Annotated in this window: 13 protein-coding genes; 6 read left to right on the forward strand and 7 right to left on the reverse strand. The window is 71.8% G+C overall.

Annotated elements, in window-relative coordinates:
• Window positions 1-141 precede the first annotated feature (141 nt).
• Both ACRAKJ_RS29535 and ACRAKJ_RS29540 read right to left on the reverse strand, forming a co-directional pair.
• Window positions 142-1671, reverse strand: coding sequence for an AMP-binding protein (locus ACRAKJ_RS29535; RefSeq protein WP_438926207.1), 1530 nt, complete (start codon window positions 1669-1671; stop codon window positions 142-144).
• Window positions 1672-1779: 108 nt separating this feature from the next.
• Window positions 1780-2517 (reverse strand): Sir2 family NAD-dependent protein deacetylase, encoded by a 738-nt coding sequence (locus ACRAKJ_RS29540; RefSeq protein WP_438926206.1) that lies wholly within the window; start codon window positions 2515-2517, stop codon window positions 1780-1782.
• A gap of 93 nt (window positions 2518-2610) precedes the next feature.
• On the opposite strand from ACRAKJ_RS29540, the gene ACRAKJ_RS29545 reads away from it, so the two are divergent.
• Window positions 2611-3009, forward strand: a complete 399-nt coding sequence (locus tag ACRAKJ_RS29545) for a hypothetical protein (protein ID WP_447008751.1) — start codon at window positions 2611-2613, stop codon at window positions 3007-3009.
• Window positions 3006-4484, forward strand: coding sequence for a flagellar basal body protein FliL (locus ACRAKJ_RS29550; protein WP_438926204.1), 1479 nt, complete (start codon window positions 3006-3008; stop codon window positions 4482-4484). The genes ACRAKJ_RS29545 and ACRAKJ_RS29550 overlap by 4 nt, the downstream gene beginning before the upstream one ends.
• A gap of 33 nt (window positions 4485-4517) precedes the next feature.
• Here the strand turns inward: ACRAKJ_RS29550 and ACRAKJ_RS29555 are convergent, their stop codons facing one another.
• On the reverse strand, window positions 4518-5165 hold the full coding sequence (locus ACRAKJ_RS29555; protein ID WP_438926203.1) for a hypothetical protein: 648 nt from the start codon (window positions 5163-5165) through the stop codon (window positions 4518-4520).
• Window positions 5162-5905, reverse strand: coding sequence for an ATP-binding cassette domain-containing protein (locus tag ACRAKJ_RS29560; RefSeq protein WP_438926202.1), 744 nt, complete (start codon window positions 5903-5905; stop codon window positions 5162-5164). Before ACRAKJ_RS29560 ends, ACRAKJ_RS29555 begins: the two co-directional genes overlap by 4 nt.
• Window positions 5906-6084: 179 nt before the next feature.
• Here ACRAKJ_RS29560 and ACRAKJ_RS29565 point away from each other — a divergent pair, with 179 nt between their 5' ends.
• A complete protein-coding gene (locus ACRAKJ_RS29565; protein WP_438926201.1) occupies window positions 6085-8916 on the forward strand; it encodes an aconitate hydratase AcnA in 2832 nt (943 codons plus the stop codon).
• A gap of 56 nt (window positions 8917-8972) precedes the next feature.
• On the opposite strand, the gene ACRAKJ_RS29570 is transcribed toward ACRAKJ_RS29565, so the two are convergent.
• Window positions 8973-9125 (reverse strand): hypothetical protein, encoded by a 153-nt coding sequence (locus ACRAKJ_RS29570; protein ID WP_438926200.1) that lies wholly within the window; start codon window positions 9123-9125, stop codon window positions 8973-8975.
• A gap of 119 nt (window positions 9126-9244) precedes the next feature.
• Here ACRAKJ_RS29570 and ACRAKJ_RS29575 point away from each other — a divergent pair, with 119 nt between their 5' ends.
• On the forward strand, window positions 9245-11428 hold the full coding sequence (locus ACRAKJ_RS29575; protein ID WP_438926199.1) for a pectate lyase family protein: 2184 nt from the start codon (window positions 9245-9247) through the stop codon (window positions 11426-11428).
• A 53-nt stretch (window positions 11429-11481) separates the two neighbouring features.
• Here ACRAKJ_RS29575 and ACRAKJ_RS29580 read toward each other — a convergent pair whose 3' ends face one another.
• Window positions 11482-11676, reverse strand: coding sequence for a DUF397 domain-containing protein (locus ACRAKJ_RS29580; protein WP_438926198.1), 195 nt, complete (start codon window positions 11674-11676; stop codon window positions 11482-11484).
• Window positions 11667-12509: a Scr1 family TA system antitoxin-like transcriptional regulator gene (locus ACRAKJ_RS29585; protein ID WP_438926197.1), complete on the reverse strand. Its 843-nt coding sequence runs from the start codon at window positions 12507-12509 to the stop codon at window positions 11667-11669. The genes ACRAKJ_RS29580 and ACRAKJ_RS29585 overlap by 10 nt, the downstream gene beginning before the upstream one ends.
• Before the next feature lie 130 nt (window positions 12510-12639).
• On the opposite strand from ACRAKJ_RS29585, the gene ACRAKJ_RS29590 reads away from it, so the two are divergent.
• Window positions 12640-12849: a hypothetical protein gene (locus ACRAKJ_RS29590; RefSeq protein ID WP_438926196.1), complete on the forward strand. Its 210-nt coding sequence runs from the start codon at window positions 12640-12642 to the stop codon at window positions 12847-12849.
• On the forward strand, window positions 12846-13145 hold the full coding sequence (locus ACRAKJ_RS29595; RefSeq protein WP_438926195.1) for a contact-dependent growth inhibition system immunity protein: 300 nt from the start codon (window positions 12846-12848) through the stop codon (window positions 13143-13145). Before ACRAKJ_RS29590 ends, ACRAKJ_RS29595 begins: the two co-directional genes overlap by 4 nt.
• The last annotated feature ends 9 nt before the right edge of the window (window positions 13146-13154 follow it).

The following is a 13154-nucleotide window of genomic DNA, read 5'->3' on the forward strand; positions in this document are numbered from 1 at the left end:
CCCGCCGTTCGGCTCACCGCGTTGCGCCGGACGGCGGCACGCGATCACGTGCCGGAACGATGCCACCACCGCCGCGTCGCCACCACTCGACCCGGGCGCACCATCAGCCACACGGGTCACACGGGTTTCGCGGGCGCGACATCAGTTCACCCCGCGCTCCCGGTCCGCCCAGTAGGGCTCGCGCAGCTTGAACTTCTGCACCTTGCCGGTCGCGGTGCGCGGGATGGCGTCGCGGAACTCCACCGACGTCGGCGCCTTGTACCCGGCCAGCCGCGCCTTGCAGTGGGCGATCAGCTCGGCCTCGGTGACCTCCGCCCCCTCGGCGGTCACGACCAGCGCCTTGATCGTCTCGCCCCACTTCTCGTGCGGCACGCCGACGACCGCCGCCTCGGCCACGGCGGGGTGGCTGAACAGGGCGTCCTCGACCTCGATGGACGACACGTTCTCGCCGCCGGTGATGATCACGTCCTTCTTGCGGTCGGAGATCGTGAGGTGGCCCTCGTCGTCGAGCGCTCCGCCGTCGCCGGTGTGGAACCAGCCGCCGTCCAGCGCCTCGGCGGTCGCCCCCGGGTTGTCCCAGTAGCCGTCCATGACGACGTTCCCGCGGGCCAGCACCTCACCGCTCTCCGAGATCCGCAGCCGCACGCCGAGGCCGGGCGCGCCGGCCCGCGACAGCTTGCGGGCGCGCTCCTCCGGGGCCAGGTCGTCATCACCCGGTCGGGTGCGGTTGAAGGTGAGCAGGGGCGAGGTCTCGGTCAGGCCGTACAGCTGGAGGAACTCCCAGCCCAGCTCCTCGGCGACGCGCGCGATGGTGCGGCTGGGCGGCGGCGCGCCGGCGCAGACGATCCGCACCCGGCCGCGGCCCGGGACCTCGCCGTCCCAGTCCCGGGCGGCGTCGAGGACCGCGTTCCACACGGCGGGCGCGCCGCACATGAGGGTGACGCCGTGGTCGCGGACCCGCCGCAGGATCTCGGTGCCGTCGACCTTGCGCAGCACGACCTGCGGCACGCCGAGCCCGGCCAGGCCGAACGGCATCCCCCAGCCGTTGCAGTGGAACATCGGCAGCACGTGCAGGTACACGTCGCGCTCCCACACGCGGGCGTGCAGGGCGAACGTGACGGCGTTGAGCCAGGTGTTGCGGTGGGTCATCCGCACGCCCTTGGGGCGGGCCGTGGTGCCGGAGGTGTAGTTGATCGTCGCGGTGGCGTCCTCGTCGGGCGCGCCCCACGGCCGGGGCTCGGCGTCGAAGCGCATCAGCGCCTCGGACTCCTCGCCGAGGGTGAACCGGTGCCGGGCGGTGACGCCGGGCAGGTCCAGCTCGGGGTCGACGAGCAGCACCGACGCGCCGCTGTGCCCGACGATGTAGGACACCTCGTCGGGCCGCAGGCGGAAGTTGACGGGCACGCAGACGCGCCCGGACGCCGGGACGGCGTGCAGCAGTTCGAGCAGCCGGGCCGAGTTGTGGCTGACCACGGCCACCCGCTCGCCCTCGCCGACGCCGAGCGCGTCGAACCCGGCCTGCCAGGCGCGGACGCGGTCGGCGAACGCGCCGTAGGTCGTGGCCGGCACGGGCGGCGCGGGCTGGTCGGGCTCGTCGACGACGGCGGTGGTCCCGGCGAAGACCTGCTCCGCCCGGTGGAGGAAGTCGGCGACGGTCAGGGGTACGCGCATGCGAACCGACCTTATGGGCCGTTCCGCGGGCCGGCTAGGCCGCGGGACGGTCCCGCGCGCCCACCGCTTCGCGTGTCCGCGCCGGGGCCCCGCCGGGCGGGCCGGCGGTCACCAGGTGCTCGGGTCGCCCCACGTGCGCACCGGCCCGGTGGCGGTCACCGGCACGGCCACCAGCTCCGGCAGCGCCTCCTCGGCCGGCGCGCGCACCACGGCCGCCGCCAGGTCGTCGCACGGCGTGGGCCCGGGGTTGACCACCACCACGGCCGCGCCCGCCCGCGCCGCGAGCGCGACCAGGTCCGAGGCGGGCGACACGGTCAGCGACGTGCCGACCGCGAGCAGCGCGTCGCAGTCCAGCGCGGCGGCCCTCGCCGCGCGCAGCACGGGGTCGGGCACCGGCTCGCCGAACGCCACCACCGCCGGTCGCGGCACGCCGCCGCACACCGCGCACACCGGGGTGGCCGCGCCCGCGCGCACCTGCGCCAGGGCCTCCTCCACGGGCGCGCCGGCGCCGCACGACACGCACACCACGCGCGCCATCGACCCGTGCAGCTCCAGCACCTCCGCCGACCCGGCCCTCCGGTGCAGCCCGTCGACGTTCTGCGTCAGCAGCGACCGCACCCGCCCGGCGCGCTCCAGCTCCGCCAGCGCGAGGTGGGCGGCGTTGGGTCGGGCGGTCCACATCGGATCATCCAGCCAGGACCGCCACGCCGAGCGCCGCGCCGCCGCCGAGGCGAGGTAGGCCGAGGCGCTGAAGGAGAACCGCGCCACGCCCGACGGGAACGACACGCCCGCGCCGGTGAGCACGGTGATCCGCCGCGCGACGGCCATCACGTCCCGTGCACCCATGCCACCACCGTCCCACACGCCTGCGAGCATGGCGCGGTGCGCAGGACGTGGACGGGTGTCGGGCTCGGGTCTGTCGGGTTGATCACAGCCGTGGTGGGGACGTTCCTGCCGTGGCTGCGCTCCGGGACGGTCGACAGGACGAGTTACGAGGTGCTCGCGCTCCGTGGTTTCGCCGGGTTGGACGGTGTGCCGGGCGAGGTGGTGCGGGGGCTGTGGGTGGGTTTGATCCCCCTGGCGGTGTGCGCGATGGCCCTGTGGGTGATGCGCTTTCCCCGAATCGGTGCTTGTCTCGCGCTGATTTTTGGCACCATCACGGGAACGGTGGCGGCTCTCGCCGCCGTCCAAGGGGGCGACGGGGCGGCACTGGTCGGGATCAGCTCGACGGGACCGGTGGTGAGCCTCGGTGGTGCCGTGCTGGGGATCGCGGGGGCGATCACCGTGCTCACCGCGAAAACCCGCACAGCGAACAGCAGTCCAGGAGGATCTCCGTGACCCACCCAGGTGGCGGCGGCGGCGAGTGGCCGCCGCAGAACAACCCCTACGGCCAGCCCCAGCAGCCCGGCTACCCGCAGGGCGGCTACCCGCAGCAGCAGCCCGGGTACCCGCAGACCGGCCCGCAGGGGTTCCAGCAGCCCCAGCAGGGTTTCCCGCAGCAGGGTTTCCCCCAGCAGGGCTTCCCGCAGCAGCCCTACGGCCAGCAGCAGCCCTACGGGCAGCCGCCGGTCGGCTACGGCGCCGAGCCGCCGAAGAAGAAGCGCACCGGCCTGGTCGTGACCGCGATCGTCGCCGTCCTCGTGCTCGCCGCGGGCACGGTCGGCACGGTGTGGGCGCTGCGCAGCTCCGACGACGTCGCGGCGGGCTCGGAGAGCCCCTCCACCGCGGCGAACAACCTGCTCAGCGCGCTGGGCAGCGGTGACGTGCTGGGCATCATGAACGGCCTGGCGCCCGCCGAGGCGGCGCTGAGCAAGGACTACACCGAGGCCACGGTCAGCGAGGCCAAGCGGCTGGAGATCCTGAAGAAGGAAGCCGACCCCAACAAGGTCAGCGGCGTCGAGATCAAGAGCGAGGGCATCAAGTTCGACGACGCCGCCGCGGAGAAGGTCAACGACCACCTGACGATCAACAAGGTGGTCGAGGGCAGGATCACGATCACCTCGGACGTCAAGCAGATCCCGTTGACCGACAAGCTGGTCGACGCGCTCGGCGCGGAGCTGGACCGGGCCGCGCCGCAGACCGAGACGCTGGACTTCGCGAAGGTGAAGGCCGACCGCAAGGGCAAGCCGATCGGCATCGCCACCATCAAGGTCGGGGACGACTGGTACCCGAGCCTCTTCTACACCATCGCGCACGCCGCGCTGGAGGAGGAGGACCTGAAGTGGCCCGCCAAGGGCATCGCGCCCGCCGGCGCCGGTTCGGCCGGCGACGCCGCGAAGCAGCTCGTGGAGAAGGCGCTCGACGGTGACCTGGAGGGTGTCATCGCCCTGCTGCCGCCGGACGAGATGGGCGTGCTCCAGGACGTCGGCCCGGTCCTCCTCGACCAGGTGGGTCGGACGGCCGCGAGCGGCGCGAAGCTGATCGACCTGGAGACGGACACGAAGGACGTCACCGGCGGCGTGCAGGTGACGGTCCGCAGGCTCGTGCTGGAGGTCAACGGCGAGCAGGGCGAGATCACCCGCGACGGCGACTGCTACACGGCCAAGGCCGAGGGCGAGACGCAGCGGCTGTGCGCGGACGAGATCACGCAGCTGGTGGAGCAGCAGGGCGGTCGCGACATCCCCGCCGCGGCGATCGACGTCATCGGCCGGGTCGGCGCGCAGGTGCTCAAGGACGGCGTCGGCGTGGTCGCCACCGAGGTGGACGGCAAGTGGTACGTCAGCCCGTTCCGCACCTACAGCGAGATCTTCCTGACGCTGATGCGCGGCCTGGAGCCGAAGGACCTGGACGAGCTGATCAAGGCGGTCAAGTAACACCACGCGGGACCTCTCGGCCCCCGTCGCGGACTACCCGCGGCGGGGGCCGAGCGCCGTGCCGAGCCAGGTCGCGGCCACCACGAGCAGCGCGGCGACCACGCCGGAGAGCGCGAGGGCGCCCACGACGCCGTCCTGGTGGGAGAGCGACCACAGCACGTTGCCCACGGGCGGGGTGCGGCCGAACAGGAGCACGAGCACGACGAGGGCGGTCGCCGCGAGCACGGACCAGCCGGCCTGGCCGATCACCGGCCGCGCGCACAGCAGGCCCAGGCCGACGCCGGCCAGCGCGCACACCGCGAGCGCCGCGAACCCGGCGAGCACGGTCGACGGCGGGTAGGGCCGGGGTTGGGTGAGCACCGGGACCAGCGCGGCGACGGTGGCCACGGCCAGGGCGGCCAGCGAGGCCAGCACCGCCACGGCGGCCTGCACGCGGGCCCAGCCGCCGGCCGCGACGACGGTGACCGAGCGCCGCACCGGGTCCTCGGCGCTCGCGACGACCACGGTCAGCCACACCGACACCGGGTGGACCAGCACGCACGTCCCGGCGTACGCGGGCAGCGGCGGGCCGGCGTCGGAGGCGTAGAGCATCCCGAGGACGGCCGCGAACAGCAGCAGCGGGGGCAGCCAGCGCTGGGTCCGCAGCACGTCGGCGAGCAGGTACCGCACCAGCGCGATCACGACCGCACGCTCCGCACCGAGCAGCCCAGCCGCAGCGCCTCGGCGAGGACGCCGTCGCTGTACCCGGACCGCACCTCGACCCGCGCGCCACCGCCGACCGCCTGGGCCACCGACACCCCCTCCAAGCCGCTGATCAGCGGGAACGACTCGCCGACCCGGTCCAGTTCGATCACCACCGCGCCCGCGCGCACCGCGCCCAGGGACACCTCGCGCATCCCGGGCACGACGTGCCCGTGGTGGTCGGTGAGCACGACGGCCGCCCCGGAGGAGGCCACCAGCTCCCCCAGCACCGCGCCCGCCGCCGCGTCGAGGCCGGACCACGGCTCGTCGAGGACCAGCAGGTCGGCGGCGTGCAGGGCCTGGGCCAGCGCGACCTTCTGCGCGTTGCCCTTGGACAGGGTGGCCAGCGGCGCGTCCGGGTCGCCGACGAACCCCAGGTCGTCCAGCAGGTCCCGGCGCACCGGCACGCCGCGCACGGCGGCCAGGTGGCGCAGGTAGTCGCGGGCGGAGAGCCGCACCCCGGTGGGGAAGCGCTCGGGCACGTACCCGACCGACGGGCCGCGCTCGACGCGCCCGGCCGACGGGGCGGTCACCCCGGCCGCGACGCGCAGCGCGGTGGACTTGCCCGACCCGTTCCCGCCGCGCAGCGCGACCACCTCGCCGGGGCCGACGTCCAGCGTGAAGTCGCGCAGCACCCACGGCCCGCGCCCGTAGCGCTTGCCGATTCGATCAAGACGCACCACGGGTGTGATGATGCCCGGACCGGGGTGGGGCCGGGTTGAAGCCGCATACAGGACAAGCGTACTGTTTGGGGTAGGAGGGCACCGCGCCGACAGGTGCGGGAGACTCGGCAGCAGTTCCGAACAAGCAGTTCCCAACCGACTTTGCGCGTCACCAGATGTCACCAGATGGAGTTCCAGTGACTGCACCAGCGAGCAAGGACAGCTTCGGCGCCCGCGGCACGCTCACCGTCGGCGACGCCTCGTACGAGGTGTTCCGGCTGAGCGCCGTCGAGGGCGCGGAGCGCCTGCCGTACAGCTTGAAGATCCTGCTGGAGAACCTGCTCCGCACCGAGGACGGGGCGAACATCACCGCCGACCACGTGCGGGCCCTCGGCAGCTGGGACCCGTCGGCCGAGCCGAACACGGAGATCCAGTTCACCCCCGCCCGCGTGGTGATGCAGGACTTCACCGGCGTGCCCTGCGTGGTCGACCTGGCCACCATGCGCGAGGCCGTCACGCAGCTGGGCGGCGACCCGACGAAGGTCAACCCCCTCGCCCCCGCCGAGCTGGTCATCGACCACTCGGTGATCGCCGACATCTTCGGCCGCCCGGACGCGTTCGAGCTGAACGTCGACCTGGAGTACGAGCGCAACAGGGAGCGCTACCAGTTCCTGCGCTGGGGCCAGACCGCGTTCGACGAGTTCAAGGTCGTCCCCCCGGGCACCGGCATCGTGCACCAGGTGAACATCGAGCACCTGGCCCGCGTCGTCATGGTCCGCAACGGCCAGGCGTACCCGGACACCCTGGTGGGCACCGACAGCCACACCACGATGGTCAACGGCATCGGCGTGCTCGGCTGGGGCGTCGGCGGCATCGAGGCCGAGGCCGCGATGCTCGGCCAGCCCGTGTCGATGCTGATCCCGCGCGTGGTCGGCTTCAAGCTGCACGGCGAGCTGCCCGCGGGCGCCACCGCCACCGACCTGGTGCTGACGATCACCGAGATGCTGCGCAAGCACGGCGTGGTCGGCAAGTTCGTCGAGTTCTACGGCTCGGGCGTCGGCGCGGTGCCGCTGGCCAACCGCGCCACCATCGGCAACATGAGCCCGGAGTTCGGCTCGACCTGCGCGATCTTCCCGATCGACGGCGAGACCATCGACTACCTGAAGCTGACCGGCCGCTCGGCCGAGCAGCTGGCGCTGGTCGAGGCGTACGCCAAGGAGCAGGGCCTGTGGCACGACCCGGCCGTCGAGCCGGTGTACTCGGAGTCGCTGGAGCTGGACCTGTCGACGGTCGTGCCGTCGATCGCCGGCCCGAAGCGCCCGCAGGACCGCATCGAGCTGGTCGCCGCCAAGACGGCGTTCCGCGAGGCGCTCGGCGCGTACGTGTCGAACACCGAGCAGACCTCCGAGTCCAGCGTGGACGAGGCCGTCGAGGAGACGTTCCCGGCCAGCGACCCGATCTCCCCCGCCGACGGCGACAACGGCGGCGCGCCGCGCGTGGTGCACACCGCGGCCGAGGGCGCCGAGGGCCGCCCGTCCAACCCGGTCAAGGTGAGCCTGGACGGCGCCGAGTTCGAGCTGGACCACGGCGCGGTCGCCATCGCCGCGATCACCTCGTGCACCAACACGTCGAACCCGTCGGTGATGATCGGCGCGGCGCTGCTCGCGAAGAAGGCCGTGGAGAAGGGCCTGGAGCGCAAGCCGTGGGTGAAGACCACCCTGGCGCCGGGCTCCAAGGTCGTCATGGACTACTACGAGCGCGCGGGCCTGCTGCCGTACCTGGAGAAGCTGGGCTTCCACCTGGTCGGCTACGGCTGCACCACGTGCATCGGCAACTCCGGCCCGCTGCAGGAGGAGATCTCCGCGGGCATCAACCACGGCGACCTGGCCGCCGTGTCGGTGCTGTCCGGCAACCGGAACTTCGAGGGCCGGATCAACCCCGACATCAAGATGAACTACCTCGCGTCCCCGCCGCTCGTGGTGGCGTACGCGCTGGCCGGCTCGATGGACAAGGACATCACCACCGAGCCGCTGGGCACCGACCAGAACGGCGAGCCGGTGTACCTGGCCGACATCTGGCCGTCGCCGCAGGAGGTCTCCGAGGTCGTCGCCGCGTCGATCTCCCCGGAGGGCTTCACCAAGGGCTACGCCGACGTGTTCGCGGGCGACCAGCGCTGGCAGTCGCTGCCCACGCCGACCGGCAAGACGTTCGAGTGGGCCGAGGACTCCACCTACGTGCGGAAGCCCCCGTACTTCGAGGGCATGCGGATGGAGCCGTCCCCGGTGACCGAGATCGGCGGCGCGCGCGTGCTCGCGCTGCTGGGCGACTCGGTGACCACGGACCACATCTCCCCGGCCGGCGCCATCAAGGCCGACTCGCCCGCGGGCAAGTACCTCACCGAGCACGGCGTGGAGCGCAAGGACTTCAACTCCTACGGCTCGCGGCGCGGCAACCACGAGGTCATGATCCGCGGCACGTTCGCCAACATCCGGCTGCGCAACCTGCTGCTCGCCGACGAGAACGGCGGCCAGGGCGTGCAGGGCGGCTTCACCCGCGACTTCCTGGCGGAGGGCGCGCCGCAGACCACGATCTACGACGCGTCGGTCGCCTACGCGGAGGCCGGTGTGCCGCTGGTCGTGCTGGCGGGCAAGGAGTACGGCTCCGGCTCGTCGCGCGACTGGGCCGCGAAGGGCACCTCGCTGCTGGGCGTGCGCGCCGTCATCGCCGAGTCGTTCGAGCGCATCCACCGCTCCAACCTCATCGGCATGGGCGTGCTGCCCCTCCAGTTCCCGAACGGCGAGACCGCCTCGTCGCTCGGCCTGGACGGCACGGAGACGTTCGACTTCACCGGCATCACCGCGCTCAACGACGGCGACACGCCGCGCACCGTGCACGTGACCGCCGCGAAGCAGGACGGCTCGAAGGTCGAGTTCGACGCGGTCGTCCGCATCGACACCCCCGGCGAGGCGGACTACTACCGCAACGGCGGCATCATGCAGTACGTGCTCCGCAAGATGGTCCGCAGCTAGTCCGGACCGGGAGCGCAGGGGCCGTCCACCTCCGGGTGGGCGGCCCCTGCCGCGTTTCAGCGCCCGAACCGGGAGCGCAGGCCCCGGACGAACTTCTGCGACCATTCGGCGGCCATTTTCCCGGCGACCCGGAATGCTTTTCCGGACACATACGTGAAACGCCGTCGAACAAACCGTCGAAAACTGTCGAAACTGTCGAACAGGTCCACGGTTGTGAATTTGGTTGACATCCGCGAACCGACCCCCTGAAAGTGGCGACATCGCCGCCAGCGTGCCCAACCCACGTACAGCCGACGACGAGGTCGGCCCAGGTCCAACGGAGGACTTCGTGAGGAGAACACCCGCGTTAGCGATTGCCGCGACGCTCATCGGCGGTATCACCACGGCCATCACCGCGACCACGCCCGCCGCCGCCGCGGAGGCGTCGCCGATCGGCTTCGCGTCGGTCAACGCCCTCGGCCAGAACGGGACCACCGGTGGCGCGGGCGGCGCGACCGTGACGGTCGGCAGCGCGTCGGCCTTCATCACCGCCGTCAAGAGCACCGCCCCGCTGACCATCCAGGTCAACGGCACGATCCCGTTGAGCGGCATGCAGGACGTCGCCTCGAACAAGACCATCGTCGGTGTCGGCACCGCCGGCCGGATCACCGGCGGCGGCCTGGACGTCGACGGCACCAGCAACGTCATCATCCGCAACCTGACCTTCACCGGCGCGGGCGACGACGCGATCAACATCACCGACGGCGCGCACCACGTGTGGGTCGACCACAACGACATCTCGGGCGCGGCGGACGGCGCGCTCGACGTGAAGCGCGGCTCGGACTACGTCACGGTTTCCTGGAACAAGTTCCACGACCAGACGAAGAACTCGCTCGTCGGGCACTCCGACGGCAACGGCAGCCAGGACCGCGGGAAGCTGCGCATCACCTACCACCACAACTTCTTCGACGGCACCGCCGAGCGCAACCCGCGCGTCCGGTTCGCCGACCCCGTCCACGTGTTCAACAACTACTACCGCAACATCCAGGGCACCGATTCCTACGGCGCGGCCACCGCGATGGACGCGGGCGTGCTGGTCGAGGGCAACTACTTCGACAACGTCGCCGCGCCGACGAAGACCCAGATCTTCGAGTCGGACCCGGGTCGCCTGGTGCAGCGCAACAACGTGTTCGTGAACTCGGGCGCGCCCCAGTCCGCCGGCACGGTCGTCGAGCCGCGCACCTACTACCAGTACTCGGTGGACGACCCGAACTCCGTGCCCGCCTCCGTCACGGCCGGCGCGGGCGTCGGCAAGCTCACCCCGCCGACCCCGGACACCACCGCGCCCAGCTCCCCCGGCGGCCTCCTGGCGAGCGCCGTGTCCGCGAGCAGCGTCACGCTGGCCTGGACCGCGTCCACGGACAACGTCGGCGTCGCGGGCTACACCGTGTACCGCGGCGGCGCGCAGGTCGGCACGTCAACCACGCCCGGCTTCACCGCCACCGGCCTGAGCCCGAACACGTCGTACACCTTCCACGTGGTGGCGCGGGACGCGGCCGGGAACAGCTCCGCCCCGTCGGCGACGATCACCGCGCGGACGAACGACGACACCGCGCCGCCCACCGGCGGCCCGGTCGGCTTCGCGTCGGTCAACGCCCTGGGCCAGAACGGCACCACGGGCGGCGCGGGCGGCCCGGAGGTCACCGTCACCACCGCCGCCGACTTCATCGCCAACATCAAGGCCGACGGGCCGCGCGTGGTCCGCGTGCAGGGCCTCATCACGCTGCCGGCCGGCATGTACGACGTGTCGTCCGACAAGACGATCATCGGCGTGGGGTCGGCGTCGGGCATCACCGGCGGTGGCCTGAACATCGGCCTGCCGGTCAGCAGCGTCACCACTCCCCCGGCGAACGCCGTGCACAACGTCATCGTCCGCAACATGGTGTTCAAGGGCGCGAGCGACGACTCGATCAACGTGCAGATGTTCAGCCACCACATCTGGATCGACCACAACGACCTGTCGGCCGGCTACGACGGCCTGATCGACATCAAGCGCGGGTCGAGCTACGTGACCGTGTCGTGGAACCACACGCACCACCACACCAAGAACATGCTGCTGGGCCACGACGACTCCAACGGCGCCCAGGACATCGGCTACCTGAAGGTCACCTACCACCACAACTGGTTCGACAAGACCCCGCAGCGCAACCCGCGCGTGCGGTTCGGCAACCCCGTCCACGTGTTCAACAACTACTTCTTCGACAACAGCGACGTCGGCGTGGCCTGCCAGGCGCAGTCCGGCTGCTGGGTCGAGGGCAACCACTTCGACGACGTCGAGGAGCCCATGACGACCAGCTACGCGGGTCCGAAGGGCAACATCGTGCAGAAGGACAACCTGTTCACCGGCGAGTCCGGTGCCCCGGTGGTGGGCGGTTCCGTGCAGGACCCGCGCACCTACTACCAGTACACCGTCGACCCGGCGGCGAACGTGAAGGCGCTCGTCACCGCGGGGTCGGGCACCGGCAAGATCTGACCGCCGCCGCGCACGGGCCGTCCACGACGAGGTGGGCGGCCCGTGCCGTGCGGTCAGACGTCGTAGTCGCCGTCCTTGACGCCCGCCACGAACACCGCCCACTCCTCGTGCGTGAACACCGCCGTGCCCGCGTCCGGCCGCAGGTTGTTGCGCACCTCGACCGCGTCCCCGGTGAACTTCGTCTCCACGCACGTACCGCTGTTGGTGGTCCGCCGGGGCAGGAACCATTCGTCCGTCTTCAGAGGCATGCACCGAGTATTTCGGTGCTCGCCTCTCTGCTCAATGCCATGCCCTTCATCAGGTCCAGGTGGTGGGTGGCGCGTTCCACCACTTGCGGGCGGTCCTGGATCGTCTCCCGGCCGTAGCTGTCGGTCAGCAGGATGTCCGGTGCGGGCGGCGGGAACCGGTGCAGGGTGGCGAGCACACCCCGGAAGGCGTGCGGACCGCCGTCGTAGGGCATCACCTGGATCGTGACGTTCCCGGTGGTGGTGTTGAGGGCGATCAGGTGCTCGATCTGCTGCCGCATCACGGCCCTGTCGCCCACCACGGTGTGCAGCGCCCCTTCGCCGAGGATGCACCAGTAGCGCAACGGCGGCCGGTGGGTCCGGGTCAACAGCTTGCCGCGCTCCATGCGCAGGGCGAGCAGCTTCGCCGCCTCCTTGCCCTGCCAGGACCAGTCGAGCAGCGCTTTGGCGTAGGGCTCGACCTGGAGGATGCCGGGGACGAGTTCGCCGGAGTAGCAGAGCGAGGACACCGCCTGCGCCTCCAGGTCCACGATCCGGCGGTGGTTGTTGGGTACGGTGGCCGCCGTGTACGGGCCGGGTGGCCGGCGTCCGCGCGAGGTGCGGGCGAACTCGATCAGCTCGGCCCGCTCGTCCCCGGTCACGCCGAAGTGGTCGAGCAGGCGTTCCAGCTCGACCGGCTTGGGCTTGGAGCGCCCCGTCTCCAGGTCGCCGATCTTGGAGATGGTGCAGCCCAGCAGGACGGCGGCCCCCTCGCGGCTCACCCCGGCCTGCTCCCGCATCCGGCGCAGGGTCGCGGCGATCTGGACGTGCTCGGTCTGCACGCGGCGCTGGACCATGTCCCACCTTCCGTCGGAAATCGAAGGCTAGTGGGCAATTCCGCTGCGTAAAGTCACCCGACTGTGTAGATGTGCACTTTTACGTGCGTAGATACGTTGTGTGGCACCAACTCGCAACGGGAGGCACGACATGACCGCGAGCACGACGACGAAACCGGTCCGGGGCTCGACCTGGCTCAGCCTGGACGACACGCACCAGGTGACGTGCACCGTCGACCACGACGAGGACGTGGCGCGGGTAACCGTGTTCGGCCCGATCGAGGTCGACCTGGAGATGCCGCGCGAGGTGGCCCGGCGCTGGCGCGACGTGCTCGACGCCGCGCTCGCCGAGGCGCGATGAGCACCCTGGAGCAGCTGGAGGGCGTCGACTGGGGCGACCCGCCCGCCGACGCCACCCACCTGGTCGGCGCGGTGCACCGGTTGCGGCGCAAGCCGGTCGCGGAGCTGGGGACCGAGGACCTGCGCGTCCTGATCGGTCAGCAGGTGGGCCTGCGGTGGCTGGTGCCGCGCGCGCTGGAGGTGCTGCGCGACGACCCGCTCGCCGAGGGCGACCTCTACCCCGGCGACCTGCGCGACGCGGTGCGCCGCCTGGACGACGCGTTCTGGGCCGCCCACCCGGACCTGACGCGCCCCTGACCGCCCGCC

Source organism: Saccharothrix sp. DSM 118769, from assembly GCF_052936295.1.